Here is a 26,031-nt window from a genome sequence, read left to right as displayed (position 1 = left end):
CTGGGTTCAGTTATAACCCGATAAAATACACACAATTAAATAAAATTATGGAATAATGAATTTAATTTTTCCTGCCATTTCAGTTCCAAGAGGAATTTTTTCATGTCAATTATCGATTCAGTGGCAACTAGCTACGTTGAAACATTAAACCGTCATCAGGCATTATTTGAAACGATGGAGGCTTATCATCAAGAATCTATGCAATTGTTAGAAGCATGCCATAGTGCATTACAAGCTGGTGGCAAGATTGTTTGGTTTGGTAACGGTGGTAGTGCAGCAGATGCACAGCATTTAGCAGCAGAATTTGTAGTGCGTTATAAATTAGAACGTGGTCCGCTTGCTTCAATGGCATTGACCACTGACACCTCAATTTTAACAGCGCACAGCAACGACTATCACTTTGATACGGTGTTTGAACGCCAAGTTCAAGCGTTATGTAAGCCAGAAGATTTAGTTATTGGTTTAACCACATCAGGTACTAGTAACAATATTAATTTAGCATTAGAGGCTGCAAATAAACTAGGCGCTTTTACTGTGGCATTAACTGGGCGTGATGGCGGTAAAGTAAAAGATATAGCTAAGTTACCTATTATTATAAAAAATGACGAAACAGCACGTATTCAAGAAGCTCACATGTTTATAGGTCACTGGTTATGTGAAGCCATGGATATGGTTGTTGCGGAGCAGCAGTAATGGATTTATCGTTATTAAAAAACTTATCAGCGGCACGAATATTAGTTGTTGGCGATGTAATGCTAGACCGCTATTGGTATGGTGATACAGGTCGCATTTCGCCAGAAGCGCCAGTACCGGTTGTTAAAGTAAGTAAATTTGAAGACAAAGCGGGCGGTGCAGCTAACGTTGCAAAAAATATAGCGCGGTTAGATGCAAAAGTTGGCTTATTGGGTTTAATTGGTGAGGACGAAAGCGGGCAGATTTTAGAGACCATCCTAAAAGGTGAAAAAATAAGCTCACAATTAGTGAGTGTATGTGATTTACCGACTATTTCAAAAATGCGTGTTATTAGCCGCCACCAACAATTGGTTCGACTTGATTTAGAAGAAATGTTTACTGAGCAACATAGCCAGCTTTTATTAAACCGCTTAGAGCTTGTACTTGATGAATACGACTTTATTGTGTTCTCTGATTACAGCAAAGGATCTTTGAGTTTAATTAAAGAAATGGTAAGCCTTGCTAAGAGCGCCGGAAAAACGGTTTTAATCGACCCTAAATCGCCAGATTTACATTTATATGAAGGTGCTGATTACATTACACCTAACTTACATGAGTTTAAGTTAGCGGGTGGTCAAACCGATTCAGAAGAGGCTTTAGCCGCAAGTGCGCGTGATTTAATAAGCAAAAATGGCATTAAAGCCATGTTACTTACGCGTTCTGAGCAAGGTATGTCGCTTATTAGTGCAGATGAAAAATTTGATTTTGCAGCGCAAGAGCTTGAAGTAAGCGATGTAACCGGGGCCGGTGATACGGTTATAGCTACACTCGCGGTTATGCTTGGCGCGGGCATGGAACCTAAAGATGCTGTCGAAATTGCTAATTTAGCCGCAGGTATCGTTGTGAGTAAGTTTGGGGCTGCAACTGTCTCGCCAGAAGAGCTAAGCCGCAAGCTTGGTCAGTATTTACATACTACGGGTGAGCATTACCAAACACCATTTGATGATGTACTTCAGCATATTGAATTTGCAAAACAAAACGGCGAAACCATTGTATTCACTAATGGCTGTTTTGATATTTTACATGCTGGGCATGTACGTTATTTAGCGCAAGCTAAAGCACGAGGCGATAGACTCGTCGTTGGATTAAATAATGATGAATCAATTACGCGTTTAAAAGGGGCAGAACGTCCTATTAACCCGCTAGATGAGCGTGCGATGGTACTTAGCGCACTTTCATCTGTTGATTGGGTTATTCCGTTTGGTAGCTTAGATGAAAACGACACTCCCGCTAAATTAATTGAGCAGATAAGCCCTGATATTTTAGTCAAAGGTGGAGATTACACTGTAGATCAAATAGCGGGTGCTGAGCATGTACTTCGCCATGGCGGAAAAGTTGAAGTGCTTGAATTTTTAGATGGGTGTTCAACATCAAAAGTAATTAGTAAAATTAAAAAGTAATACCAATTTTATTAAAAACATGATCATTCTAGCGTATTAAATAACTCACTAACTACGTTAAAAATTATTTATATAGAACAACTATGTATCATAACTTTAGCCTTGTTATTGAGCTATTTTCTTATCGCTATAATAGAACACTAATTTAATGCAATTGGTATAATTACTAATTCAAGTTTGCTTAAAAAATACAAAAAGGGATGAAAACAGTGTTTTCATCCCTTTTTATTTTTAATAAAGTAACTTACTAAAAATTTAATTCGTACTTGGCAAATGCTGATGTATCGTTTTCAGCGCCGTCATTGTTAGATGCAAAAGCACCTAAAGTGACTCGCCCTCCCATCGAAAGCATTCTATAACGAAGCTCTAATTGCTTACTATTAAACCCTGTTTTAGTAATTGTATTTCCTAAGTCAGGATTATTAGGATAACGATCGCGATTATCGCTGTTGTAATCAACACTGCGTAATTTTACCTGCCAATCGTCTCCATTAGATAACTGACCTAACAGGGTTAAAACAACTGACTGTGCATCGTTATCATAAGTAGAGCCAATAGTGCGACCGTGGTAACGGTAACCCGATTTGTAATCTGAATGCTCATAGTAGCAATTTTCATTGGTAGACTCTGCTGAACATGAAACACCTGTATCTATGTACTCTACATTTATTAATAAGTTTTGATCATATACACGTTGTGTTGTCTGTACGCCATACAAATAGGCTCTATCGGCTGGCTTAAACTGTGAACTGGCATCTTCTCCAATCGTACTGGCATATACAGCATAAGGTTGGTTGAAAAGTGTATCTGACCAACGAATATCTATGCCAGCTAATTGATTACCTATTTTTGACTCTAATTGGCTATCACAACTAACATTGCCATCAATACATGCTGTTTGCCCAGTTATGACATCAATAAAATCACCTGCAGAGCCTGGTTGGCCGTCTCCTGCCCATTGTGCAGACCAGCTAACAGCAATTTCTAATTGTTGTATTGGGCGTATATTTAATCTACTGCTCCAAAGTAAAGCATCAGGAATTACACGTGTAGACTCAAGTTTAGCCATTTGTGCGGTAAAGCCCCATTGACCAATCCAGCTTAACCATGGTGTTTCAAAAGCAGTACTTTTTTCTCTGGTTACACTTAGTGCAGGTAAAGGTTTCGCATTACCAGACATAATTAAGCTGTTATCAACACCAGGTCCCCAAAATTGCTCAACAGCACCGGCTCTAAAAATCCAGTTACCTAAACGGTAAGCTAAGTAACTATCGTCAAGTGAGGTATCGTTACAATCGGTTAAAGCTTGCTCATCGGTAACTATATCGTCAGTCGTTTTTCCATCAACTAAACATTTTTTACCGTCGCTTCTGTAATTTATAGCTACTTTAGCTGCAAAGTTATCGCCTAAATAAGCGTAAGCTGCTGAAAGCTCTGTTTCTTGTGTATTTGTTGCACCAAAGCTTGTTGCTATGATCGGATCTGTGGCTGCAAAAGCAGATAATTGAAGACTATGCGAGCTGCTATTTTCTGATTTATATCGATGCTTAACGCGAAGTAAAGCATCTTGCAAGCTTGGAGATAATTGCTCAAGCGGCATGCTTTGCACATCACTTATAAAACTTTTCCACATAAGCGGATAGGTAGTTACAGGAGCTAAAATAACACCGGCATCAGCTAATTGTTGAATATCAGCTCTAAGACCGTAATCATCGGGTTTTACCCATGGTTCAGCATTAACTGACGCGCTCATAGCGCAAAAAAGAGTAGAAAGTAGAAAAATTCTGTTTCGCAAAGTTCAGATCCTTGTGATTTAGATTGCGGCTAAGTTTATCAACCTAAGCTTGTTATTGCAGTAAATAATCAAATTTATAGAGCTAATTTAATATATTAAAATGTAACCTAGCTATCGTAATAAGTATCTGATTGGTATACTGGAGTTCAAATAGGAAATTGAGAATGTAATGAGCAACAAACGACTTTTATTTATTCCCGTATCATCACCAGAAGGCATTGGTGAATATATGCGCTCGTTGTTGTTGGCTCAAAGTTTAAAGGCAGAACTTACTGATTCTCTCGATATTCACTTCATACTAAACAAGCATACAAGCTACGCAAAAAAGTGTCCTTTTGAAGCCACATTGCTTGAACACTCAGCGACTAAAGAGCTTGATTCTGTTTGCGACTTTATAGAGCAATTTAAACCTGACGTCGTTGTTTTTGATTGTGCAGGACGTGCAGGGCATATGAAAGCGGCTAAAAAAGTAGGCGCTAAAGTTGTATTTATTTCTCAGCATGCAAAAAAACGCGCTAAGGGACTGAAGCTAAACAGGATTAATTTAATTGATACACATTGGGTTGTACAGCCTGATTATTGTATTGAGCCACTTACATGGGCTGAAAGTGCGAAGTTAGACATGTTTCCCTTGGCACCCCCTCGTAATGTAGGCCCTTTTGTTGCATTTGCTTCTTGTGAGCAAAAACGTGATGTTTTAAATCGCTATAACTTAGTATCTGATGGCTATTTTATTGTTAATGCGGGTTCTGGCGGACATATATTAAATAATCTTAATTGTGCTGAGGTTTACTTTAAAGCCGCGCTTAAAATTACTAAAAATACTGGTTTAAAAGCAGTTGTAGTGTTTGGTGCGAATTATAATAAAGCAATTCCGAAAAGTGATGAGGTTACTTGTTTATCAAGCCTGCAAGGAACCGAATTTTTGGCATTAATGAGCCAAGCTAAAGTCGCATTACTTAGTGGTGGAGATACTTTATTGCAAGCAATTGCAGTTCAAACCCCTGTTGTGGCATGTGCTATCTCAAAAGATCAAAATACACGTTTGGATCATTGCGTTAATGCAGGTGTTGTAATAAAAGCGAATCTTGATATTGATGAAATTACAACGAAAATAGCTCAAGTTATTACCGAGCCTTTTTATAGTGAATTTATTGGTAAGTATAAGCAACTCAATAGCACACATAGCTTCGACGTGATCACTACCGGTATAAAAAATATGCTTGTAGGAGATCGCTTATGAATATAGTGATTGTAATTGATTCACTAGTAGGTGGTGGTGCTGAAAAAGTAATGCTTACCTTGGCTGAAAAAATGGCGAAACTACAGCACAATGTCACTATATTATCTCTTGCGAGCAACGCTGAGTATGACATTCCTGATATAGTTAAAGTTGATAGCCTTTTTCCTGATAGAGCATCTAAAGTAGATAGATTCTGGCAGCGAAAAAATAGTATTTTGCGATTAGAAGCGTGGTTTGAAAAAAAACAAAGCGAGATTGGCAATATTGATCTAGTGCTTTCTAACCTTGATAGAAGTAATAATTTACTTGCACGTAGTAATATCAAAAATGTTCACTTTGTTATTCATAACTCCGTCAATGCAGAACTTGCTCGTCAAAAAAAGTTAGGTCCATTTTCATACTTATACCTTAAAAAAAGTAAGCAAAACTTAAATGGTAAATCACTTATTTGCGTATCAAAGGGTGTTGAAAAAGAAATAATACAAGGGGATTTAATTAACCCAAGTGCAATCGCGACTATTTATAACCCGTTCGATTTTGAAAAAATAAGACAGCAAGCAAATGAGCAAAATAACAATATCCCAAATGAGCCTTACTTAATTCATGTAGGAAGACTCGCCAAACAAAAACGCCACGATATATTATTTGCAGCATTTGCAAAGCTTGATAAAAAATACAAGTTAGTACTTTTATGTAATAAACCGGCTAAAGCGCTAAAGCTTGCACAGCAATATGGCATAGAAAAACAGTTAGTAGTGCCTGGATTTCAACAAAACCCGTACAACTGGATTAAGCATGCCAAAGCTTTAGTTTTGAGTTCTGATTTTGAAGGACTGCCAACGGTATTAATTGAGGCTTTAGCAGTGGGCACTCCGGTGGTTAGTACTAATTGTACATTTGGACCAAGCGAGATATTAACAGGCGAGCTAAATAAATATTTAGTACCTGCTGGACAAAGTGAGGCATTAGCCAATGCTGTTAAGCAGGTGCTAGCAGATAAGCCAAATGTAGAAAACGCAGATATTCTAAAACAAGTACAGGCAGAGCAGGTTGCTCTGCAGTATTTAGCATTGGCTAACTAAGTTAACTTATATTAGCGAGTGTTTTGAGGTAGTTGCTGTGCAGAGTTTGCCAGTCACTCGCTTGCCAATTAAAGACATCATTTCGACCTTGCTCTTTTAAAAATGAGCGCTCAAGGCGTGCCATATTACTTTGTTGCCACTGTGGGTTAGGCGCTCTTATTTCACCTCTATCAAAGTCGATAATATACACATCACCAATATCATCAAACAATATGTTATTAATGTTTAAATCGGCGTGATACACACCTTTTGAATGAAATAGCGCGATTGTTTTAGCAATGCGCTCCAACTCATCTTCAGTCAATGGGCGTTCAATTAATATATCGAGTACACTTTTAGCGCCTTTAACAGCCTCGGTAATAATATCACCACGGTAAATTAATCCGCTGTGGGTTACTTTAGCTGCAACAGGGGTTGGTACGTTTAAACCAAGCTCTATAAGCTTACTCATTAAGCTAAACTCTTTAAATACGCGGGTTTGTTCAAGTCCTGGGTATAAATATTGATCGCTTAGCAATTTACCCACTAAGCCACCGCGCCAATAATGCCTAAGTACGGCTGTTAATTCGTCTTGCTTAAAAAACCACGCAGTTGCTCGACCTTTTTTAGCGCCCACAATTTTATTTTGTTGTTGCCAATAATTTGCATCAAACCAATCGAGGGTAATTTGGCTTGTGTATTTAGGGTGGCTTAATAGCGTGTGATTGCCTTGCACGTGTTGTTTAAACATAGCTCTGTGTAATTGCTAAATAATGAGTCTATATTAGCGCGTTTTAAAGCGCAGGATAAGTGCTTGCAATAGCGTGATTATAATTTAAGATCGGCTTTTGTATTTAATACCTAAGGGAATGTGTGACTCAAGCTCCTAATTATTCATTTATTTGTATATTAAGACTCTCAGCCATTGGTGACGTATGTCATGCTGTGAGTGCAGTACAAGCTATTCAAAAGGCACACCCGAATGCAAAAATCACCTGGGTAATTGGCAAAATAGAAGCCATGTTACTTGCTGACTTACCGGGTGTTGAGCTGGTGGTATTTGATAAAAAGCAAGGCAAAGCAGCGCTTAAAAGCTTAAAGCAACGCTTCAACAACCAAAAATTTGATGTGCTTCTTAATATGCAAGTTGCATTAAGGGCTGGGTTTGTAGCGCGTTGTATTCCTGCAAAAGTAAAAGTAGGGTTCGATTGGGCACGTTCAAAAGAATTGCACAGCTTATTTATTAATAAACGAATAGACCCACAAGCCCAGGCGCATGTGCTTGAAGGCTTTAAAGGTTTTGCAAAAGCCATTGGTGTTTCTGATTATAAACCGAGTTGGGACATGCCATACACCGAGCAAGACCAAGCGGTTGCAGATGAGTTATTAACATCAGAATACCTAACTAATAAACTATTAGTAATATCGCCCGCAGCTAGTAAAGCGCAGCGTAATTGGCTCGCTGATCGTTATGCCACATTGGCTGATTATGCAAGCGAGCAAGGCTTTAAGGTGGTATTGACGGGTGGCCCAACAGAGCTTGAAATTAACCTAGCAAATAGCGTTATTGAGCACAGCAACACGCCTATTTTAAATTTAGTAGGTAAAACAAAACTCAAAGAGTTGTTGTGCGTGTTAAAGCGTGGCAGCTTAGTGCTTGCGCCCGATACGGGTCCTGCGCATATGGCAGTAACAGTTGGTACGCCGGTTATTGGTTTATATGCACATTCAAATCCAGCACGCACAGGTCCTTATTTATATCAAGACTACGTGGTAGAGGTTTATCATCAAAATTTGCTTAAGCAAACAGGTAAAACGGCTGAGCAAGTCTCGTGGGGTACACGCGTAAAAGGCGATGATTTAATGAGCCAAATTACAGTTGATGATGTAAAAGCGATGTTTGACCATGTTGTACAAAAAGAGTCTTTGTAATGAATGCACAACAAAAAAATAAAGCGCTTTTTTTAGACCGAGATGGCGTGGTAAACGTTGATCATGGTTATGTGTATCAAAGCGATAAATTTGAATTTATTGACGGTGTTTTTAGCACTTGTAAAGCATTTTATGATGCAGGCTATAAAATCATAATCGTCACTAATCAATCTGGAATTGGTCGAGGTTATTACAGCGAAGCTGATTTTTTAGCACTGACCGAGTGGATGAAAGACCAGTTTAGTGCCCACAGCATTGAAGTTACCGATGTGTATTTTTGCCCACATCACCCTAAAAAAGCGCACCCTGAATATTTGAAAGAGTGCAGTTGCAGAAAGCCTGCGCCAGGTATGTTATTACAAGGCATACAAGAGCATAACATCGACCCTGCTTGCAGTATTATGGTGGGCGATAAACTCAGTGATATGCAGGCTGCGAAAAAAGCAGGGATCACTACACGCGTTTTAGTGCGCTCAGGTCAAAGCTTTGACGAAAGCGCTAAGCAAGAAGCTGATTTAATTATCAATTCTATAAGTAGTTTACCTGCACTTTTAAACACATAAATAAACAGCCTGTAAACTGGCAGGAATTCCTTCCAACTTAGGGCGTTTGCGACGAACTGCAAACCGTGCATTTTACCCATTAAACTTTTACAATACCCCGCATAATAAACAGCCGCGAAAGTGCGGTTGTTTACCCGTTCAAATATATGGAGAACCTAGATGAGAGCATCTGCTTTTTTTAGCCAGCTACAACAGCAAATTGAAGACGTAAAAACCGAAGGTTTGTATAAAAACGAACGTATTATCAAGTCCCAGCAGCAAGCTCAAATCGAAGTTGCATCAGGTAAAGTAATCAACTTTTGTGCTAATAACTATTTAGGTTTAGCTAATAGCCCAGAGTTAATTGAAGCGGCGCAAAACGGTTTAAATAATCATGGTTTTGGTGTTGCGTCTGTTCGTTTTATTTGTGGCACGCAAGATATCCATAAAACACTAGAGCAAAAAATCAGTGCGTTTTTAGAAACAGAAGATACTATTTTATATTCTTCATGTTTTGACGCAAATACAGGTTTGTTCGAAACTATTTTAGGCGCAGAAGACGCTATTATTTCTGATTCATTAAATCATGCATCAATTATTGACGGTGTACGTTTATGTAAAGCTAAACGTTTTCGTTATGCAAATAACGACATGGCTGATCTTGAGAAGCAACTTATTGCAGCAGACGAAGCCGGTGCTAAAACTAAACTAATTGCTACCGATGGCGTGTTTTCTATGGACGGCGTTATTTGTAATTTAGAAGCTGTGTGCGACTTAGCCGATAAATATGATGCGCTTGTAATGGTAGATGACTCTCACGCAGTTGGCTTTGTTGGCGAAAACGGTAAGGGTACACCTGAGTACTGTAATGTATTAGACCGTGTAGATATTATCACCGGTACATTAGGTAAGGCGCTGGGCGGTGCTTCAGGTGGTTATACATCAGGTAAAAAAGAAATTGTTGAATGGTTACGTCAGCGTTCACGCCCATACTTGTTCTCAAACTCATTAGCGCCTTCAATTGTTACTGCATCAATTAAAGTACTTGAAATGCTTGAAAATGGCGGCGAGCTTCGCGCTAAACTTTGGTCAAATGCTAAATATTTCCGTGAGCAAATGGAAGCTGCTGGTTTTACGTGTGCAGGTAAAGATCATGCAATTATCCCCGTAATGCTAGGAGATGCCAAAGTAGCCTCGTTAATGGCTGATAAATTACTTGCTGAAGGCATTTACGTAACCGGTTTTTCATTCCCTGTAGTACCAAAAGGGCAAGCGCGTATTCGTACACAAATTTCAGCGGCACATAGTATTGAGCAACTCGATACAGCTATCGATGCATTTACCCGTATTGGTAAAGAAATGGGCGTTATTTAATTTTATTTTAAACCGAAGCCTCGCTTCGGTTTTTTAATTGAGTGTGGATTATGAAAGCATTATCAAAATTAAAAGCAGAACCGGGCATTTGGATGACAGATGCACCAAAGCCAGAAGTAGGTCATAACGACTTACTGATTAAAATTCGCAAAACAGCTATTTGTGGTACCGACGTACATATTTACAAGTGGGACGAATGGGCAAGTAAAACCATTCCAACGCCTATGGTTGTTGGCCATGAATATGTTGGTGAAGTCGTTGATATGGGCCAAGAAGTTCGTGGCTTTCAGGTTGGCGACCGCGTATCTGGCGAAGGGCATATTACGTGTGGGCATTGTCGAAATTGTCGTGGAGGGCGTGTACATTTATGCCGTAATACAACGGGTGTAGGTGTAAACCGTGAAGGTGCGTTTGCCGAATATTTAGTTATTCCTGCATTTAACGCATTTAAAATTCCAGATAATATTTCTGACGAACTCGCTTCTATTTTCGACCCATTTGGTAACGCAGTTCATACCGCACTATCGTTTGACTTAGTTGGCGAAGATGTACTTATCACTGGTGCAGGCCCAATTGGTATTATGGCAGCAGCTGTTGCAAAACATGTTGGTGCTCGCCACGTTGTAATTACCGACGTAAACGAATACCGCCTAGATTTAGCACGTAAAATGGGGGCTTCACGCGCTGTAAACGTTGCCAATGAAAAGCTTGAAGATGTAATGAAAGAGCTAGGTATGACAGAGGGTTTTGATATTGGCCTTGAAATGTCAGGTGTGCCAAGCGCGTTTAATTCAATGCTTAATAATATGAACCACGGCGGTAAAATTGCCATGCTGGGTATTCCACCATCTGATATGGCAGTTGACTGGAACCAAGTTATTTTTAAAGGTTTAGTGATTAAAGGTATTTACGGTCGCGAAATGTTCGAAACGTGGTACAAAATGGCAAGTTTGATTCAATCTGGCCTAGATTTAAACCCAATCATTACACATCAATATTCTGTGGATGACTTCCAAGCTGGCTTTGATATGATGATTTCAGGTCAGTCAGGTAAAGTAATTTTAAACTGGGATTAGTTCCTCACTAAATTACAAGAAGGGCGGCTTTAGCCGCCTTTTTTATACTATTAATTAAAGAGATTTCAATGGCATTTAAACATATTTCTATAGCGCAAACGTTAGAGCTTTTAGATAAAGAAGACGTGGTAATTGCAGATATTCGCGATCCTAATTCGTATCAAGCCGGTCGCATTCCAGGCTCAGAAGCACTTTCTAACGGTAATATCGCACAATTTATGATGGAAAAAGAATTCGATCAGCCAATTATTATTGTCTGCTACCACGGTATGAGCTCACAAGGCGCAGCTAGCTACTTAGTTGAGCAAGGTTTTGAAGACGTTTACAGTATGGATGGCGGCTTTACAGCTTGGGAAGCTGCTTACAGCGAGAAAGTAGAGCGATGATAGAGCTTGGCAGTTTAAATAACCCGCGCGCCGCACAGGGCTTTATAGATTATTTAAAAAGCCAAGGTTTACAAGGACAATTAAGCTCCTCAGATGGTAGCAATGTCATTATTAGTGTTGCGCCTGAGCATTTTCATCAAATACAACCTTTATGGGCCGAATTTACACAAAACCCTAACCATGAACGCTATCAACAAGCTTCATGGGATGTAGGTAGCACACAATCGCCGCTTAAATACCAAGGGCAATCACTTAATCTAATGACGCGATTTAAAGCGCTTAGCTGGTTAAATCAAACCGTAAGTATTGTAAGCGTTATAATTTATTTTGCTTTTTTCCTAGGTGGTTTTGAGACCATTTACACCATGATGCAGTTTAAACCTACGCAGCCTTTAAGTTGGTTAACGCCCGCCCTCGTACATTTTAGCGCGATGCATATAGTGTTTAATTTAATTTGGTGGATGTCGCTTGGTGACAATATCGAAAAACAATGCGGAAAACTCACCCTAATAGGTTTGTTTTTAGTAACTGCACTTATAAGTAATTGGGCACAATACTTAATGGTTGGCCCCAATTTTGGCGGCTTGAGTGGTGTGGTGTATGGGCTACTTGGTTTTTGCTGGATTCATAGCTTTTTAAATCCTAACAAGCCTGCGCTTGTAAGTACGGCTATTGTTGGCTTTATGTTGATTTGGTTAGTGCTTGGGTTTGCTGATGTATTGTTTGTAGGTATGGCTAATTGGGCGCACTTAGGTGGGTTACTTAGCGGTATGGCTTTTGCCTATACCGCCAAAATATTTAACGCAAAACGTTAAATACTAATGATATAAATATTTAGTGAACAAGACTTCACGGATGATCTCTTGTCCTGTTTCTTCTTTTAGCAGGCTTTTTAGTTTTTCGGCGCACTTTGCACGTATTTCTTCACGGCCAGTAAGTGATTTTATTTTTTCTTCTGGTTCTTTAGATAAAATCTCTACTAGGGCATCACGAAGTAATGGCGTGTGGTGTTCAACCAGTGCAATATCAGAAGTATCAGTAAGCATTAAATCAATAGTTACACGCACATAGCCCATTTTTTTACTTGATGCGCCAATGTAGTTGGTGATTATATCTGGCTCAAAACCAAAATAACCAACTGTGGATTCAGCACGAGCTGTAAAGCTTATAACGCTTACAAAGAATGTAAAAAGACCTGCGTATACTATTTTTTTCATATTTAAAGCGTTTCTTAAAACTTGTTACAAATAGTTTATACTTAATAGTAGGTAATAAACAGCGCCAAGCAATTATTTATGGTTATAAAACATCACTTTTTCAAAAGCTTTGGCAATGGTATCATCTCGTTGTTTTTTATTTTGTTGAGCTATTATGATTACTTATCCTCTGTCTATATCTGCTAATTGGCAGTCCACTTCTTATATAAGTGACTTATCTCCTCTAGAGCAAGAGTGGCTTTTTGAACAGAATTCATTAACGGCTAAATTAAAAAGCAACTCAAAAACTTTTAATGTAAAGGTATTAAGTGAGCAGTTATTTACTTTAAGCCCAGAGCAAAACTTACTACTAAATAGCACAGCTAAAACAGCTATGAATCGAGAAGTTCTCTTACTGTGCGATAACAAACCAGTGGTGTACGCACAAAGCTGGCTTCCGAAAAATGATTCTATTAATCCTTTGCACAATATGGGCGAGCGTCCTTTAGGTGATGTGATTTTTCAAGACCCAGCATTAAAACGAACGGATATAGAAATTGCTTATTTTGATGACACGCACCCTATTCAGCAATTAGTTACAAAATTGAACTTACCCGAGAAAAACTTACTAGGGCGTCGAAGTGTATTCTCACTCAAAGAATATAAGTTTTTAGTGTGTGAAGTGTTTTTACCTGGAGCATATTTATACTCATGAAATTAGCCGCTTTAAAGCCAAAACATATTCCTTATTATATACAGTTAATGCGTATAGATAAGCCCATTGGTACCTTGTTATTACTTTGGCCAACATACTGGGCTTTATGGCTTGCTAATAGTGGGATGCCGAGCTTACTCAACCTTATTATATTCACGCTGGGCGTTGTTGTTATGCGTAGCGCAGGGTGTGTAATTAATGATTTTGCAGATAGAAAAATAGACGGCTCGGTAAAACGCACAGCTCAACGGCCGCTAGCTTCAGGGCAGGTGAGTAGTGGTGAAACACTTAGTCTATTTTTACTACTCATAGTTATTGCGTTCATTTTAGTATTAATGCTTAGCGTTAATACTATTTTGCTTTCTTTTGGTGCTTTGGCTTTAGCCTTTTGTTACCCCTTTATGAAGCGCTATACACAGTTACCTCAAGTTATTTTAGGGGCTGCATTTGGTTGGGCTATTCCTATGGCGTATATGGCTTCAATTAATGCACTACCACAGCAGGCATGGTTATTATTTATAGCCAATATTTGCTGGACAGTGGCTTACGATACCATGTATGCGATGGTTGATAGGGACGACGATTTAAAAATAGGGGTAAAATCAACCGCTATTTTATTTGGTAAATACGACCGCCATATTATCTTTTTACTTAATGCTGTATTTATAGCGTTGGTTGCTTTTATTGGTATAAGCAATCATTTAAGTGTCGCATTTGGCGTTGGTTTAAGTATTGCTGCGGGCCTATTGGCATACCAACAAACGCTTATTCATAAACGTGAAAGAGATGCCTGTTTTAAAGCGTTTTTAAATAATCATTACGTGGGTTTGGCTATCTTTATAGGGCTATTACTTTCATACCCAATAGCATTTTAAAAGCCTCAATAAAGGCTGTTAAAATGCTCTATTAGGAGTTATCGGGGCGGATCAATAATGCCGCTAATAGAGGTGTTTTTCCTAAACCAGCCTGCAACAGAATAGCGATCGTCAACGGCGGGAAGTACTTCGTGGGCAAAGCGTTCGCTTTCAAACATTACTAATGTGCCAGCAGTTGGTTTAATTGTTATTTCTATCTCTTTACTTTTAGGTTTATAAATAACAAGTTCGCCACCTTGCTTAGGCGTATTTAAATAAAGTACCGTTGTAAATACTCGATTAGAGCGACCTTTAAATGCATCTAAGTGCTTTTTGTAAAAATCACCCTGTGTATATTTTGCATAATGGCATTCGTAATCAAATAACCCCATAAAAAAACTGCGATTTAACGTAGTCTTTATACTTTGCATTATTGCTTGATAGGTAAGCTGTGCTTGAGAGCTGCCGTCAAACCAATAGGTTTTATCAGTACGTACGGTTTTATCTATTTGTAAGTCATTTAATCGACCAATACCAGCAAGGCTAAAGTGAGGGTTTATACGGTGGCAGTCTGCAACTAAATCGTTAACTAAATCGGCAATAAGCGCGTTATGAATTACGGTATATCCTTGGCGTTCTATATCATCTAGATAGACATCAGGACCAAAAAGTGTGTTCATTCACATCAGCTGTTTAAAAAAGGTGCGACAGTGTAGCCGAAAAGCTGTTAAAAGCTACTGTTTATTGTGCCGCACTTTTTGAAACATCAGATTAGCTAAATGCAGCACCCGCTTTTTTTATAAGCGATAGTAAATGCTCTACATGTTCAGTAATCGACGTCTGTTGGCTTGTTTGTACAACGAGTTGTTCGTGGTTTAAACCTTTATTTGTTTTAAGTTGTACTAATTCAGAATTCTCTGCGATTGCATTAGCATGTTCAATGCTTGCAATAGCAAAATGGTCTGATTTAACTACACCTGCCATTACTTGCTCAATACTGCCCACTTTAATACTTGATGATTTATTTAAAGAATCAATCGCTTCATTAAGCATAGTTTGTACTTGTTTAGACTCAGAGAAACAGCCAAACATCGGGTAGCTATCAAGGTTTTGTTTACTTATATCGTTTTTATGGGCAAGAGGGTGGTTTTTTGAAACAAATAACACAAGCTGATCTGGTAAGTGAATGTCACTACCAATACTATTAATAGCTTGAGAGTATACGCTAATGTCTATTTCACCTTGTTGGAGTTTGCGCGTTAGCTCTTGCTGATCTTGTAGCTGCATCTCAATTTTTATATGAGGGTATTGAGCTAAAAACTGTCCACAAGAAATAGGGACTATGCTGCTTGCCTTATTGGTATACCCAATAACGAGCTTTTCATTGGCATTACCGTTTACTGATTGAAAAATCCGCTTTTTCGTTAGCTCAAGTTCCGATAGGGTCGTTTTAGCATATTCTAGAAAAAGCTCGCCTTCTGGCGTTAATTTAACAGAGCGTGTTGAGCGTTTTACTAACTCATATCCCATTTCATCTTCAAGTGTTTGAATGCTGCGCGTTAGCGCTGAAGTACTAATTTGGGTTTGTTCAGCAGCTTGTCTAAAATGACGTAATATACCAAGTGCTACAAATTGCTCTAATTGTTCAAATCTCACTTTATAGTCCCTTTTTATAAGTAAGTCGCAGATACCACGGACATCAAATATATTAATTTTTATTCTAAAGTTTAGTAAAATTCTATATTGAAATACGGTTGCAAGTTCATACGTGTTTCCAGCAGGATACCCCCCTTTTAGTATTAATTAAAGAGAAAAGCGACCAAATAGTATTGCTTTTTAAATTCATAACTAGTTGTTTATTGTATTTTATCTATGTTTTTGCAATGGGCTAGCTAAGTAAACTTATTTGTAGTCAGTAAGTTAGTTAGTATATTTGGATTAAATTGTTCTAATTAATAAAAAAGTACGCCCCAAAAAGGGGCATTCATACAACATGATTGTGACAAATAATAGAGTGTTTTATTTATAATAAACTATTTTACAAAATTTCTATTTATTCGGCTACTTAGTGGTTTATTTTCAATGCTTTGTAGTTCTATCTCGATTGCATCACAGGAAATATGTATTTCAAATAAAGACGTTAATAACGATAAACTTAAGCAAGCTAAGCTAATGCCAAATAAAATAATTCCTGTGGCATTAAACTCAATAAATAATGCAAACATTGATAGTGTACACAGTAGAAAAGAGGCTACCCCGTACACTTGCATCGTTCTAATTAGCTTAATACGTTTACGTAAGTTAGTGATTTGAGCCACTACAACAGGCCGAATAGATTCACCTTCACGCGCATTTAGCTCCCTAATTAATTGCGCTAAAACTAAAAATCGGTTTGTATAGGCAAGTAATAGCAGCGATATGGCCGGAAAAAGTAAGCCCGGAGTTGTTAGTGTCATGTTGATTCCTTAAAAGTGCAGCATGTTAGTATGCTAATAATTTAGCGTAGGATATTGTTAACACAAAATAAATGAGGTGAGTATTGCAAAATATTAATAATAACAACACAACAGATAGCTCTTTTCAGTGGATCACAATTTATAAAGCCGAAAACACCCTTGAAGCTAATATTATTAAAGGTTTAATACAAACTGGTGGTATTGAATGTAAAATAAAAGGCGAGATGCTCCAAGGCGCATTAGGAGAAATTCCATTTGATCAGGCGCAAGTTAGTGTGCAGGTTTATGCGATAAAAGAGCGCCATGCGCGCCAAATATTGGTAAACTATCAACAAGTAAAACAATCCGCTCCAGATTGGGTGTGCCCTAACTGTAATGAGCATAATGGATCAACATTTGATTTTTGTTGGTCGTGTGAGACGTTAAAGAATGACTAAAGCAAATAATTTTCAGCGTATTAGAGAGCTTAACTATTTACAAAAGGCTGTTTTAGCAAGTGCTTTAATAGAGCGAATGCTGCCAAATTACGGTTTATTTAGCGAAGCAACAGGTTTTGGTGATGAAACCTTATTACGTAATTCGCTTAATGTTTGTTGGGAAAAAATATTACTGCCTAAAAGTAAAATAGATCTCGAAAAACAAGTTGAAAAAATAGAGCCAAATGTTCCTGAACTTGCTGATTTTGATATGTTTGGTACTTATCCTGCTATTGATGCTGCAACGTCTTTACTTAGCTTAATGCACGGTTTAGTGGCGCAAGATGAGCAAGAGTTCATTAGTGTGAGCAAAATATCTCAAGCAACAGTGGCTCGCTTTATTGAATATCAAATGACGGTTGAAGGTGAGATTGCTGATAACACAGCAGTGAGAGAGCACCCATTAATGCAGTACGAAATTGAAGTATTAGGTGAGCTAATTGATTTTGTAGAAAATATGGGGCGTATTACCTCTGATAGCGTAAAGGCACTCAAAAAGTTTGCCCTTGAAGATGGCCAAACAAATATTGGTCTTACGTTATAAAAGAAGCAAAGTAGAATTTAAAAGGCAGGAGAAGTACAGTGCGAATTTTAGGCATTGAATCGTCATGTGATGAAACGGGTATTGCAATATATGACGACGAAAAAGGCTTGTTAGCTCATCAATTATACAGCCAAGTAAAAGTACACGCTGATTACGGCGGTGTAGTGCCGGAACTTGCATCGCGCGATCATGTTCGTAAAACATTACCACTTATAGATGCAGCATTTGCACAAGCAGGTTGTGGCCCTGAAGATTTAGACGGTATTGCTTATACTGCAGGCCCAGGTCTAGTTGGTGCATTATTGGTAGGTACGTCTATTGGTCGCTCATTAGCATACGGCTGGGATATACCTGCGGTAGCAGTACATCACATGGAAGGGCATTTACTTGCTCCGATGCTTGAGGAAAATACCCCTGAGTTTCCGTTTATTGCATTGCTTGTATCGGGCGGTCATACCATGATGGTTAAAGTAGCGGGTATTGGACAATACGAAGTACTAGGTGAGTCAGTTGATGATGCCGCAGGCGAGGCCTTTGATAAAACGGCTAAGTTACTTGGTCTTGATTACCCCGGTGGCCCGCGCTTAGCTAAAATGGCTGAACAAGGCGTAGCAAAGCGCTTTGTATTTCCTCGCCCTATGACCGACAAGCCAGGTCTTGATTTTAGTTTTAGTGGTTTAAAAACAGCGGCATCAATCACGATTCGTGAAAATGACGACGACGATCAAACCAAAGCTGATATAGCGCATGCATTTCAAACTGCGGTTATTGATACCCTCGTTATTAAGTGTAAGCGTGCGCTTAAACAAACAGGTATTAAGCGTTTGGTTATCGCCGGTGGCGTAAGTGCGAATACACAGCTTCGACTGCAGCTCGAACGCGTAATGAAAGGTATGAAAGGCGAAGTGTTTTATCCGCGTACTGAATTTTGTACCGACAATGGTGCAATGATTGCTTATGCCGGAATGCAACGTTTAAAAGCAGGGCAATTTGCCACGCTTGATATGAAAACAAAACCTCGTTGGCCTATAGATAGCCTTGAGCCGATTTAATGACTCATATTTTAGATATTTTTGTTTTCATCAGTGGGTGCTTTTTTAGCACCCACTTTTGGTTCTTCCCCACTAAATAATCGAATAATATTAGTACGGTGACGAAATATAATTAACAGCGTGATAAAAGTAACGGGAAGAGTATAAAGTGGCTTTATTAGCCATGTATACAAGGGCGCTAAAGATACAGCTACAAGCGCCGCCAGTGATGAATAGCGTGTTATTGCCACTATAACTAACCAAGTACACACAAGTAAACCTGCCAATGATAAGCCAATAGGTAATAATGAGCCAAATGCCGTTGCTACGGCTTTACCGCCTTTGAAGCTAAAAAACAGTGGGTACATATGGCCTAAACAAGCAGCTACTGCGACTAAACCAAGCTCTAAAGGTTCAACTTCTAAAAAATAAGCCCCCCATACCGGAATAGTGCCTTTTAAAATATCAAACACTAGAACCAAGCAAGCCGGAAATGCTCCGCCTAATCTATAAACATTTGTAGCTCCTGGGTTATTAGAACCACTATTACGAGGGTCTGGGAGTTTGAACAACCGCGACACTAAAATAGCCGACGAAATCGACCCAAGTAAATAAGCTAAAACAAACATTATAGTGGCTAACACGCGCTTCCTTATTTTTTAATTGCTATACCAATTGATAGTGCTTTTAGGCTATTATTGGCAGCAAAATTTATCGTAAAAATTATTAACAGGCTATTTAATAGCTAGTTTAGTTATTTTGCTATTGTAGAAGTTATTTTTACATATTTAAACACTGGCTAAACCATATACAGTATTAATTTTATTGATGCTTAGTATAGTTGCTTAGTAGTTTGTTGTTATTTGGAGTATCAATGGATAAGGTTTTTATATCTCAATTGCATGTCGACACTATTATTGGAGTGTACGACTTTGAAAAAGAAAGTAAACAGAGCCTTTATTTTGATATTGAAATGCTAAGCGATATTAAGCCTGCAGCTGAAAATGACGATATTAATTTAGCACTCGATTACTCAAAAGTAAGTGAGCGAGTTATTGAGCACTGCACTTTAAAACCTGTAGAGTTGCTAGAAACTTTAGTTGAACAATTAGCGCATATTATTTTAAGCGAGTTTAATACTCCACAAGTTACTATAAGAGTAAGTAAACCAGCAGCAGTAGCACAAGCGCAAACTGTAGGTGTTGAAATTACACGCGTTAAGGCAACTGACTAAATGGCTCAAATTTATATCAGCCTAGGGTCAAATATAAATAAAGCGCATTATATACAATGTGCATTAATTGCACTTAAGCAGCACTTTGAACATATTGTACACTCGTCTGTTTTTGAAAGTGAAGCAGTTGGGTTTGCTGGCAATAATTTTTATAATTCAGTCGTTGGCGCTACAACTGATATGTCGCTTGTTGATGTATGCGCTTTATTAAAACAAATAGAGCGTGATAATGGACGCACAGCGAACGATAAAAAATTTAGTCCACGAACGCTCGATTTAGATTTACTATTTTATGATGATGTAATTTGCGCTTCTCCAGCACAATTACCACGAGATGAAATAACTAAAAACGCATTTGTATTACAACCTCTTAGCGAGGTTGCCCCAGATTTCTATCATCCTGTAGCTAAACAAACGATTGCGCAGTTATGGAATGAATATAATAACCCTCAACAAAAGCTATGGAAGGTGGAGTTTTCTAACCCATGAGTATCATCGAAATAATTATTTTAGCCCTCATACAGGGATTTACTGAGTTTTTACCAATATCTAGTTCTGCGCACTTAATTCTCCCATCGCAAATTTTAGGCTGGGAAGATCAAGGGCTTGCGTTTGACGTGGCAGTACATGTTGGTACTTTAATTGCCGTTGTTATTTATTTTCGCAAAGAGGTCGTCGACATACTCAGTGCGTGGTTTAAATCCTTTGGATCACAGGGTACTACTGATGATAGTAAGCTAGGTTGGTGGATAATTTTAGGCACTGTGCCTGCCGCTATTTTAGGCTTACTTTTAAAAGACTTTATAGAGTTGTACCTACGAAGCGCTTGGGTAATTGCTACTACCACAATTGTGTTTGGTTTATTGCTTTGGTACGCGGATGCAAAAGGTAAGCAAATTAAAACTATTTATCAGCTTAATTGGAAAACAGCACTTATTATTGGTTTTGCACAAGCTGTTGCAATGATCCCGGGAACTTCTCGCTCAGGTATCACGATGACTGCTGGTTTAATGCTTGGAATGAATAAGCAAAGCGCAGCGCGTTTTTCGTTCTTACTGGCAATTCCAATTATTTCTATGATGGGGCTTTATTATACTGCAGAGCTTGCTTTGAGTGACCATGTGGTTGATTGGAATACATTATTACTAGGTGTGGTGCTATCGTTCTTATCGGCTTATGCATGTATATTTATGTTTTTAAAAGTAATAGAGCGAATGGGCATGTTGCCATTTGTGATATATCGTTTATTGCTCGGTGTAGGTTTAATAGTATTTTAATGATGTAGCAAATAATGACTAATGAAAAAGCCTTCTAATTAAGAAGGCTTTTTTATTATCAAGTGGTCATTTTGGCACGAGTGAAATGCTTACTCGCAATGGTAACTAAGCACGAATTTTGGCATTATAGCGCCATTAAACTTTGCATAGCTGTAAAGTGAGCATACGATTTAAGGAAAGTATATGCATATACATATTTTGGGTATTTGTGGCACGTTTATGGGTGGTATTGCAGCCATTGCTAAATCGCTGGGTCATAAAGTAACGGGTTCCGATCAAAACGTTTACCCACCAATGAGTACGCAACTTGAAGAGCTTGGCATTGAACTAACTCAAGGCTATGACGTATCTCAATTAGAGCCAAAGCCAGATATGGTCGTTATTGGTAATGCAATGAGCCGTGGTAACCCATGTGTTGAATATGTGCTTGATAAAGGTCTGCCTTATACATCTGGCCCTGAGTGGCTTAAGCATAACTTACTGCAAGATTCTTGGGTGCTTGCGGTTGCTGGTACGCATGGTAAAACAACCACAGCAAGTATGCTTGCGTGGGTATTAGAGTACGCAGGTTTAAAACCAGGGTTTTTAATTGGCGGCATAGTGCAAAATTTTGGTGTATCGGCAAAAGTGGGTGAAACGCCATTTTTTGTTATTGAAGCCGATGAATACGACACAGCTTTTTTTGATAAGCGCAGTAAGTTTGTACACTACCTCCCGCGTACACTTATCTTAAATAATCTTGAATTCGATCACGCTGATATTTTTGAAGATTTAAACGCAATAAAAAAACAATTTCATCACTTAATGCGTACATTACCTCAAAGCGGCAAGGTAATTTGGCCAAAGCAAGACGTAGCGCTTAATGACGTAATAGCACAAGGGCTTTGGAGCGAAAGCGAAACGCTAGGCGATGATTGGAGCTATGAATTAATAAAAGCCGATGGAAGTGAGTTTAATGTATTACTTAATGGCGAAAAGCAGGGCACTGTCTGTTGGCAAGCAATAGGCGAGCATAACGTTCAAAATGCGATTATGACTATCGCAGCAGCGCGCCATGTGGGTATAGCCATTGATCATAGTATTGATGCTTTAGGAGAGTTTATTAGCCCTAAAAGGCGTATGGAGCTAAAGGCGGATATAAATAATATTAAAGTGTATGACGACTTTGCGCATCACCCAACAGCAATTAAAACTACGCTTGCAGGATTGCGCGCAAAAGTAGGCGATGAAAAAATTATCGCTATTTTAGAGCCGCGCTCAAACACCATGAAAATGGGCGTACACCAACATACATTATTAGATTCATTACGTGATGCTGACAACGTACTCCTTTTTGAACCAGAGAATCTAAATTGGTCGCTAAAAGAGCAAGCAGATAAAGCAGGCATGCAGTGCTTTAACAGCACACAAACAATTATTGATACAGTGCTTGAAAATATTGAGCCTAATCAACATATTTTAATTATGAGCAATGGCGGTTTTAATGGCCTTCATCAACACCTTGTTGATGGCTTAGCTGATAAATACAGCGGAGAATAGTGTGCAATTTAAAGATAGAATTACGCTCGCATTTAGTGGTGCATCGGGTGCGCCTTATGGGCTTAGGTTACTTGAAGTATTACTAGAGCAGCAATTTCAGGTCTACGTTCTCATTTCAAGTGCAGCACGCGTGGTGCTTGATACAGAATCAAATATTAAGCTCTCTGGTAATGAAGATAAAGCCACAGAGCAGTTAAGTACGCTGTTTAATGCCAAACCTGAACAGCTAAAAGTATACGGTAAAGATAACTGGTTTAGCCCTGTGGCTTCGGGCTCTGCTGCTCCTAAAAAAATGGTAGTATGCCCATGTAGTGCCGGGTCGGTTTCTGCAATTGCAGTGGGGGCGTCTGATAATTTATTAGAGCGCGCCGCTGATGTGGTAATTAAAGAACGCGGACAGCTCATTTTAGTGCCTCGCGAAACACCATTTAACGAAATTCATTTAGAAAACATGCTTAAGTTATCTCGTCTAGGGGTAACAATTATGCCAGCCGCACCTGGTTTTTATCATAAGCCACAAAGTATCGAAGACTTAGTTGATTTTATGGTGGCGAGAATTTTAGATCATTTAAACATTGAGCATAACCTAACAAAACGTTGGGGTTATGGTGAGGGTAAGTAATGAATAAGCAAAATATTGCTTTAAATATAGAAGGCCTTACCAAGGTTTATAAAAATGGTGTTGAGGCAATTAAAGGCGTTGATTTACAAGTTGAAGAGGGCGATTTTTTCGCTTTGCTTGGTCCAAATGGAGCCGGTAAATCAACCACTATTGGTGTTATTTCGTCACTTGTTAATAAAACAAAAGGCAAAGTAGAAGTATTTGGCTGTGATATTGATACTGATTTAGAAGCTGCAAAAGCGCATTTAGGCTTAGTGCCGCAAGAATTTAACTTTAGCCAGTTTGAAACGCTTAGCCAAATACTGGTTAACCAAGCCGGTTATTATGGTGTGCCACGTGGCGAAGCCCATAAACGTGCTGATAAATACCTAGCACAGCTGGGTTTATTAGAGAAAAAAGACAAGCAAGCTCGTACGCTTTCAGGCGGAATGAAACGTCGATTAATGATTGCACGCGCCCTTATGCACGAGCCAAAATTACTTATACTTGATGAGCCAACAGCGGGTGTAGACATAGAACTTCGTCGTTCAATGTGGGATTTTTTACGCCAAATAAATGAGCAAGGCGTTACTATTATTTTAACCACACACTACCTTGAGGAAGCTGAGTTACTGTGTAAAAACATAGCGATTATTGATTCTGGTCGAATTGTTGAAAACACCACCATTAAAGCACTGCTTGCAAAACTTGATAAAGAAACCTTTATTTTAGATTTAAAAATGCCAGCAAACCCTGTCACGCTTGAAGGTTATAAGTTTACGATGACGGACGATCATACTGTTGAAATAGAAGTCGCTAAATCACAGGGCTTAAATGCGGTATTTAGCGCATTAACAACCCAAGGTAATACAGTATTGAGTATGCGAAATAAAGCAAACAGACTAGAAGAGTTATTTGTAGGATTACTAGAGCAAGGGCGGGGCGAATAAATGTTTAAATATGGCGTAGCCTTAAAGAGTTTATGGATTAAAGAGTGTATTCGTTTTTTACGTATCTGGGTACAAACCTTAGTGCCGCCAGCAATTACGATGAGCTTATATTTTGTTATTTTTGGTAACTTAATTGGTTCACGTATTGGTGATATGGGCGGCTTTAGTTATATGGAGTTTATTGTACCTGGCCTTATAATGATGTCGGTTATTACTAATTCCTATTCCAACGTAGCCTCTAGTTTTTACTCAACAAAATTTCAAAAAAGTATTGAAGAGCTTTTAGTTGCACCTGTGCCTAATTACATCATTGTACTGGGTTATATGGGCGGCGGTATGACGCGTGGTATTATGGTGGGCTTTATAGTTACCTGTGTATCGTTATTATTTGTTGATATTCAAATTCATAATATTTTTGTAATTATGGCGACCGTTATTTTAACCTCAGCTGTGTTTGCTTTAGGTGGTTTAATTAATGCAATTTACGCAAATAGCTTTGACGATATAAGCATTATTCCCACCTTTATACTAACGCCATTAACTTACTTAGGCGGTGTATTTTATTCAATAACGTTATTGCCAGAATTTTGGCAAAACGTATCGCAAATAAACCCTATTATTTATATGGTAAATGCATTTCGCTATGGCTTTTTAGGTGTGTCGGATGTTGATTTAAGTGTAGCGCTAGGTGTTATTTTGGTGTTTATTACGGTGTTATTTACTTTAGCGCTAACTTTAATTAAAAAAGGTGTGGGGCTAAGACACTAATGAGTGATGCAAATTCACGTAGTATTGTATCTAATCAAGCGGGTATTCACGAAAAGCTTGATGAAATAGTAAATAAGCACTTAGAGGCTGAGTTTAAAAAACCGATTGCAGCGCATACTCAGGCCGCATTTGATGAAGTAAACGCTAAAGTACAAGCCTTTAGTGGTCCGCTTATTTTGGACTCGTGTTGTGGCGTGGGTGAAAGCTCAGCTAACTTAGCTAAGCGCCACCCTGACGCACTTATAATTGGTATTGATAAATCTTCGCACCGATTAGATAAGCACGATGTTGAATATAAGCAAACCGCCAGTGGTCAGTACATCTTAGTGCAAGCAGATTTAAATGACTTTTGGCGTTTAGCGGTAGCCGCCAATTGGCAACCTACGCACCATTATTTGTTGTATCCAAACCCGTGGCCTAAATCTAAGCATATTCGTAGGCGCTGGCATGGCGCAGCTATTTTTCCATTTATCGTTAAGTTAGGTGGAAAATTAGAAGTGCGCAGCAATTGGGATATTTACGTTAAGGAGTTTGCTCGGGCGCTTGAATTAACAGGCAACCCTTGCGATGTAACACTTTATGAGTCAGACGATGCAATTACGCCTTTTGAGCGTAAATACTGGGCCAGTGGCCAGCAAAGCCACCGACTCATTATAAACTTACCTAGGGCGTGTTGACCTTTCGTGATTGATTTTGCAGCAGCATGTTTGGTTTTTAGGCAAGGCGGAGCCTATGTAGTGTGGTTATTCCCCATAAATAGGCGATAACGCAGCATAAAGACCAAACATGTGCTGCCCTTTGGGCTGACGAATCCCCAAAACGTGACAGGCACAGCAATTTATGATCTTA

At 38.7% G+C, this 26,031-nt stretch carries 30 protein-coding genes; 23 read left to right on the top strand and 7 right to left on the bottom strand.

Translation table 11 applies throughout. From position 1 onward, the window contains the following. The first annotated feature begins 102 nt into the window (after positions 1-102). Complete coding sequence (locus tag GQR53_RS14045; RefSeq protein WP_002961065.1) at positions 103-693, top strand: SIS domain-containing protein; 591 nt, start codon at positions 103-105, stop codon at positions 691-693. Then, a complete protein-coding gene (gene hldE / locus GQR53_RS14040) occupies positions 693-2,132 on the top strand; it encodes a bifunctional D-glycero-beta-D-manno-heptose-7-phosphate kinase/D-glycero-beta-D-manno-heptose 1-phosphate adenylyltransferase HldE (protein ID WP_165744238.1) in 1,440 nt (479 codons plus the stop codon). The genes GQR53_RS14045 and hldE overlap by 1 nt, the downstream gene beginning before the upstream one ends. 247 nt (positions 2,133-2,379) lie before the next feature. Here hldE and GQR53_RS14035 read toward each other — a convergent pair whose 3' ends face one another. Then, on the bottom strand, positions 2,380-3,885 hold the full coding sequence (locus tag GQR53_RS14035; RefSeq protein ID WP_165744237.1) for a capsule assembly Wzi family protein: 1,506 nt from the start codon (positions 3,883-3,885) through the stop codon (positions 2,380-2,382). A gap of 211 nt (positions 3,886-4,096) precedes the next feature. Between GQR53_RS14035 and GQR53_RS14030 the strand changes: the two genes are divergently transcribed. Continuing rightward, positions 4,097-5,170, top strand: coding sequence for a glycosyltransferase family 1 protein (locus tag GQR53_RS14030; protein ID WP_165744236.1), 1,074 nt, complete (start codon positions 4,097-4,099; stop codon positions 5,168-5,170). Next, complete coding sequence (locus GQR53_RS14025) at positions 5,167-6,252, top strand: glycosyltransferase (RefSeq protein ID WP_165744235.1); 1,086 nt, start codon at positions 5,167-5,169, stop codon at positions 6,250-6,252. Before GQR53_RS14030 ends, GQR53_RS14025 begins: the two co-directional genes overlap by 4 nt. Position 6,253: 1 nt before the next feature. On the opposite strand, the gene GQR53_RS14020 is transcribed toward GQR53_RS14025, so the two are convergent. After that, positions 6,254-6,982: a 3-deoxy-D-manno-octulosonic acid kinase gene (locus GQR53_RS14020; protein WP_165744234.1), complete on the bottom strand. Its 729-nt coding sequence runs from the start codon at positions 6,980-6,982 to the stop codon at positions 6,254-6,256. 122 nt (positions 6,983-7,104) lie between these two features. Between GQR53_RS14020 and GQR53_RS14015 the strand changes: the two genes are divergently transcribed. From GQR53_RS14015 to glpG, 6 genes are all read left to right on the top strand, one after another. Further along, entirely contained in the window at positions 7,105-8,163 is a 1,059-nt protein-coding gene (locus tag GQR53_RS14015; protein WP_165744233.1) for a glycosyltransferase family 9 protein, read from the top strand. After that, the gene (gmhB, locus tag GQR53_RS14010; protein WP_165744232.1) at positions 8,163-8,726 is read left to right on the top strand and encodes a D-glycero-beta-D-manno-heptose 1,7-bisphosphate 7-phosphatase; all 564 of its coding nucleotides are present in this window, start codon (positions 8,163-8,165) and stop codon (positions 8,724-8,726) included. The genes GQR53_RS14015 and gmhB overlap by 1 nt, the downstream gene beginning before the upstream one ends. Before the next feature lie 159 nt (positions 8,727-8,885). Beyond that, complete coding sequence (locus tag GQR53_RS14005; RefSeq protein WP_002961055.1) at positions 8,886-10,079, top strand: glycine C-acetyltransferase; 1,194 nt, start codon at positions 8,886-8,888, stop codon at positions 10,077-10,079. 50 nt (positions 10,080-10,129) lie between these two features. Then, positions 10,130-11,155 carry an L-threonine 3-dehydrogenase gene (gene tdh, locus GQR53_RS14000; RefSeq protein ID WP_165744231.1) on the top strand — a complete coding sequence of 342 codons (1,026 nt, stop codon included), beginning with the start codon at positions 10,130-10,132 and terminating at the stop codon, positions 11,153-11,155. Positions 11,156-11,223: 68 nt separating this feature from the next. After that, positions 11,224-11,541: a thiosulfate sulfurtransferase GlpE gene (glpE, locus tag GQR53_RS13995; protein ID WP_010554397.1), complete on the top strand. Its 318-nt coding sequence runs from the start codon at positions 11,224-11,226 to the stop codon at positions 11,539-11,541. Next, positions 11,538-12,356, top strand: a complete 819-nt coding sequence (gene glpG, locus GQR53_RS13990) for a rhomboid family intramembrane serine protease GlpG (protein WP_165744230.1) — start codon at positions 11,538-11,540, stop codon at positions 12,354-12,356. Before glpE ends, glpG begins: the two co-directional genes overlap by 4 nt. 3 nt (positions 12,357-12,359) lie before the next feature. On the opposite strand, the gene GQR53_RS13985 is transcribed toward glpG, so the two are convergent. Then, a complete protein-coding gene (locus GQR53_RS13985; protein ID WP_165744229.1) occupies positions 12,360-12,758 on the bottom strand; it encodes a flagellar basal body-associated protein FliL in 399 nt (132 codons plus the stop codon). 154 nt (positions 12,759-12,912) lie between these two features. Between GQR53_RS13985 and GQR53_RS13980 the strand changes: the two genes are divergently transcribed. Then, positions 12,913-13,452: a chorismate lyase gene (locus GQR53_RS13980; RefSeq protein WP_165744228.1), complete on the top strand. Its 540-nt coding sequence runs from the start codon at positions 12,913-12,915 to the stop codon at positions 13,450-13,452. Beyond that, positions 13,449-14,327, top strand: coding sequence for a 4-hydroxybenzoate octaprenyltransferase (gene ubiA, locus GQR53_RS13975; RefSeq protein WP_165744227.1), 879 nt, complete (start codon positions 13,449-13,451; stop codon positions 14,325-14,327). Before GQR53_RS13980 ends, ubiA begins: the two co-directional genes overlap by 4 nt. 38 nt (positions 14,328-14,365) lie before the next feature. On the opposite strand, the gene GQR53_RS13970 is transcribed toward ubiA, so the two are convergent. The 3 genes from GQR53_RS13970 to GQR53_RS13960 form a co-directional block, all read right to left on the bottom strand. Beyond that, positions 14,366-14,986 carry a 2OG-Fe(II) oxygenase gene (locus GQR53_RS13970; RefSeq protein WP_165744226.1) on the bottom strand — a complete coding sequence of 207 codons (621 nt, stop codon included), beginning with the start codon at positions 14,984-14,986 and terminating at the stop codon, positions 14,366-14,368. Positions 14,987-15,077: 91 nt separating this feature from the next. After that, positions 15,078-15,962: a LysR family transcriptional regulator gene (locus GQR53_RS13965; RefSeq protein WP_002961044.1), complete on the bottom strand. Its 885-nt coding sequence runs from the start codon at positions 15,960-15,962 to the stop codon at positions 15,078-15,080. 377 nt (positions 15,963-16,339) lie between these two features. Further along, positions 16,340-16,762: a DUF2721 domain-containing protein gene (locus GQR53_RS13960; RefSeq protein WP_002961042.1), complete on the bottom strand. Its 423-nt coding sequence runs from the start codon at positions 16,760-16,762 to the stop codon at positions 16,340-16,342. An 83-nt stretch (positions 16,763-16,845) separates the two neighbouring features. On the opposite strand from GQR53_RS13960, the gene GQR53_RS13955 reads away from it, so the two are divergent. The 3 genes from GQR53_RS13955 to tsaD are packed head-to-tail and all read left to right on the top strand — an operon-like array spanning position 16,846 to position 18,834. Further along, positions 16,846-17,199 carry a DUF2007 domain-containing protein gene (locus GQR53_RS13955; protein ID WP_165744225.1) on the top strand — a complete coding sequence of 118 codons (354 nt, stop codon included), beginning with the start codon at positions 16,846-16,848 and terminating at the stop codon, positions 17,197-17,199. After that, entirely contained in the window at positions 17,192-17,782 is a 591-nt protein-coding gene (locus GQR53_RS13950) for a YjaG family protein (RefSeq protein ID WP_002961040.1), read from the top strand. The genes GQR53_RS13955 and GQR53_RS13950 overlap by 8 nt, the downstream gene beginning before the upstream one ends. Positions 17,783-17,820: 38 nt before the next feature. Then, entirely contained in the window at positions 17,821-18,834 is a 1,014-nt protein-coding gene (gene tsaD, locus GQR53_RS13945) for a tRNA (adenosine(37)-N6)-threonylcarbamoyltransferase complex transferase subunit TsaD (RefSeq protein ID WP_165744224.1), read from the top strand. 11 nt (positions 18,835-18,845) lie between these two features. Here the strand turns inward: tsaD and plsY are convergent, their stop codons facing one another. Next, positions 18,846-19,457, bottom strand: coding sequence for a glycerol-3-phosphate 1-O-acyltransferase PlsY (gene plsY / locus GQR53_RS13940; protein WP_002961038.1), 612 nt, complete (start codon positions 19,455-19,457; stop codon positions 18,846-18,848). Between the two features lie 230 nt (positions 19,458-19,687). Between plsY and folB the strand changes: the two genes are divergently transcribed. The 8 genes from folB to GQR53_RS13900 all read left to right on the top strand — a co-directional run bounded on the left by folB (position 19,688) and on the right by GQR53_RS13900 (position 25,859). After that, positions 19,688-20,047: a dihydroneopterin aldolase gene (folB, locus tag GQR53_RS13935; protein ID WP_024604056.1), complete on the top strand. Its 360-nt coding sequence runs from the start codon at positions 19,688-19,690 to the stop codon at positions 20,045-20,047. Continuing rightward, on the top strand, positions 20,048-20,536 hold the full coding sequence (folK, locus tag GQR53_RS13930; RefSeq protein WP_024604057.1) for a 2-amino-4-hydroxy-6-hydroxymethyldihydropteridine diphosphokinase: 489 nt from the start codon (positions 20,048-20,050) through the stop codon (positions 20,534-20,536). Then, complete coding sequence (locus GQR53_RS13925; protein ID WP_165744223.1) at positions 20,533-21,324, top strand: undecaprenyl-diphosphate phosphatase; 792 nt, start codon at positions 20,533-20,535, stop codon at positions 21,322-21,324. Before folK ends, GQR53_RS13925 begins: the two co-directional genes overlap by 4 nt. Before the next feature lie 183 nt (positions 21,325-21,507). Continuing rightward, on the top strand, positions 21,508-22,863 hold the full coding sequence (gene mpl / locus GQR53_RS13920) for a UDP-N-acetylmuramate:L-alanyl-gamma-D-glutamyl-meso-diaminopimelate ligase (RefSeq protein WP_024604059.1): 1,356 nt from the start codon (positions 21,508-21,510) through the stop codon (positions 22,861-22,863). Between the two features lies 1 nt (position 22,864). Next, positions 22,865-23,485 (top strand): flavin prenyltransferase UbiX, encoded by a 621-nt coding sequence (locus tag GQR53_RS13915; RefSeq protein WP_002961027.1) that lies wholly within the window; start codon positions 22,865-22,867, stop codon positions 23,483-23,485. Continuing rightward, a complete protein-coding gene (locus GQR53_RS13910) occupies positions 23,485-24,414 on the top strand; it encodes an ABC transporter ATP-binding protein (RefSeq protein ID WP_165744222.1) in 930 nt (309 codons plus the stop codon). The genes GQR53_RS13915 and GQR53_RS13910 overlap by 1 nt, the downstream gene beginning before the upstream one ends. Continuing rightward, positions 24,415-25,182, top strand: a complete 768-nt coding sequence (locus GQR53_RS13905; protein ID WP_002961025.1) for an ABC transporter permease — start codon at positions 24,415-24,417, stop codon at positions 25,180-25,182. Beyond that, complete coding sequence (locus GQR53_RS13900) at positions 25,182-25,859, top strand: SAM-dependent methyltransferase (protein ID WP_165744221.1); 678 nt, start codon at positions 25,182-25,184, stop codon at positions 25,857-25,859. Before GQR53_RS13905 ends, GQR53_RS13900 begins: the two co-directional genes overlap by 1 nt. The last annotated feature ends 172 nt before the right edge of the window (positions 25,860-26,031 follow it).

The organism is Pseudoalteromonas sp. Z9A6 (assembly GCF_011378805.1).
GTDB lineage: Bacteria > Pseudomonadota > Gammaproteobacteria > Enterobacterales > Alteromonadaceae > Pseudoalteromonas > Pseudoalteromonas distincta.
Note: the sequence above shows the minus strand (reverse complement) of the source record. Positions and strands in the feature narration are given on the sequence as shown.

What these genes read in the sequence shown, in the direction of transcription:
- GQR53_RS14045 (WP_002961065.1), top strand. Translation starts at nt 103, where the DNA reads ATGTCAATTATCGATTCAGTGGCAACTAGCTACGTTGAAACATTAAAC.
- hldE (WP_165744238.1), top strand. Translation starts at nt 693, where the DNA reads ATGGATTTATCGTTATTAAAAAACTTATCAGCGGCACGAATATTAGTT.
- GQR53_RS14035 (WP_165744237.1), bottom strand. Translation starts at nt 3,885, where the DNA reads ATGAGCGCGTCAGTTAATGCTGAACCATGGGTAAAACCCGATGATTAC.
- GQR53_RS14030 (WP_165744236.1), top strand. Translation starts at nt 4,097, where the DNA reads ATGAGCAACAAACGACTTTTATTTATTCCCGTATCATCACCAGAAGGC.
- GQR53_RS14025 (WP_165744235.1), top strand. Translation starts at nt 5,167, where the DNA reads ATGAATATAGTGATTGTAATTGATTCACTAGTAGGTGGTGGTGCTGAA.
- GQR53_RS14020 (WP_165744234.1), bottom strand. Translation starts at nt 6,982, where the DNA reads ATGTTTAAACAACACGTGCAAGGCAATCACACGCTATTAAGCCACCCT.
- gmhB (WP_165744232.1), top strand. Translation starts at nt 8,163, where the DNA reads ATGAATGCACAACAAAAAAATAAAGCGCTTTTTTTAGACCGAGATGGC.
- GQR53_RS14005 (WP_002961055.1), top strand. Translation starts at nt 8,886, where the DNA reads ATGAGAGCATCTGCTTTTTTTAGCCAGCTACAACAGCAAATTGAAGAC.
- tdh (WP_165744231.1), top strand. Translation starts at nt 10,130, where the DNA reads ATGAAAGCATTATCAAAATTAAAAGCAGAACCGGGCATTTGGATGACA.
- glpE (WP_010554397.1), top strand. Translation starts at nt 11,224, where the DNA reads ATGGCATTTAAACATATTTCTATAGCGCAAACGTTAGAGCTTTTAGAT.
- glpG (WP_165744230.1), top strand. Translation starts at nt 11,538, where the DNA reads ATGATAGAGCTTGGCAGTTTAAATAACCCGCGCGCCGCACAGGGCTTT.
- GQR53_RS13985 (WP_165744229.1), bottom strand. Translation starts at nt 12,758, where the DNA reads ATGAAAAAAATAGTATACGCAGGTCTTTTTACATTCTTTGTAAGCGTT.
- GQR53_RS13980 (WP_165744228.1), top strand. Translation starts at nt 12,913, where the DNA reads ATGATTACTTATCCTCTGTCTATATCTGCTAATTGGCAGTCCACTTCT.
- ubiA (WP_165744227.1), top strand. Translation starts at nt 13,449, where the DNA reads ATGAAATTAGCCGCTTTAAAGCCAAAACATATTCCTTATTATATACAG.
- GQR53_RS13970 (WP_165744226.1), bottom strand. Translation starts at nt 14,986, where the DNA reads ATGAACACACTTTTTGGTCCTGATGTCTATCTAGATGATATAGAACGC.
- GQR53_RS13960 (WP_002961042.1), bottom strand. Translation starts at nt 16,762, where the DNA reads ATGACACTAACAACTCCGGGCTTACTTTTTCCGGCCATATCGCTGCTA.
- GQR53_RS13950 (WP_002961040.1), top strand. Translation starts at nt 17,192, where the DNA reads ATGACTAAAGCAAATAATTTTCAGCGTATTAGAGAGCTTAACTATTTA.
- folB (WP_024604056.1), top strand. Translation starts at nt 19,688, where the DNA reads ATGGATAAGGTTTTTATATCTCAATTGCATGTCGACACTATTATTGGA.
- folK (WP_024604057.1), top strand. Translation starts at nt 20,048, where the DNA reads ATGGCTCAAATTTATATCAGCCTAGGGTCAAATATAAATAAAGCGCAT.
- GQR53_RS13925 (WP_165744223.1), top strand. Translation starts at nt 20,533, where the DNA reads ATGAGTATCATCGAAATAATTATTTTAGCCCTCATACAGGGATTTACT.
- mpl (WP_024604059.1), top strand. Translation starts at nt 21,508, where the DNA reads ATGCATATACATATTTTGGGTATTTGTGGCACGTTTATGGGTGGTATT.
- GQR53_RS13910 (WP_165744222.1), top strand. Translation starts at nt 23,485, where the DNA reads ATGAATAAGCAAAATATTGCTTTAAATATAGAAGGCCTTACCAAGGTT.
- GQR53_RS13905 (WP_002961025.1), top strand. Translation starts at nt 24,415, where the DNA reads ATGTTTAAATATGGCGTAGCCTTAAAGAGTTTATGGATTAAAGAGTGT.
- GQR53_RS13900 (WP_165744221.1), top strand. Translation starts at nt 25,182, where the DNA reads ATGAGTGATGCAAATTCACGTAGTATTGTATCTAATCAAGCGGGTATT.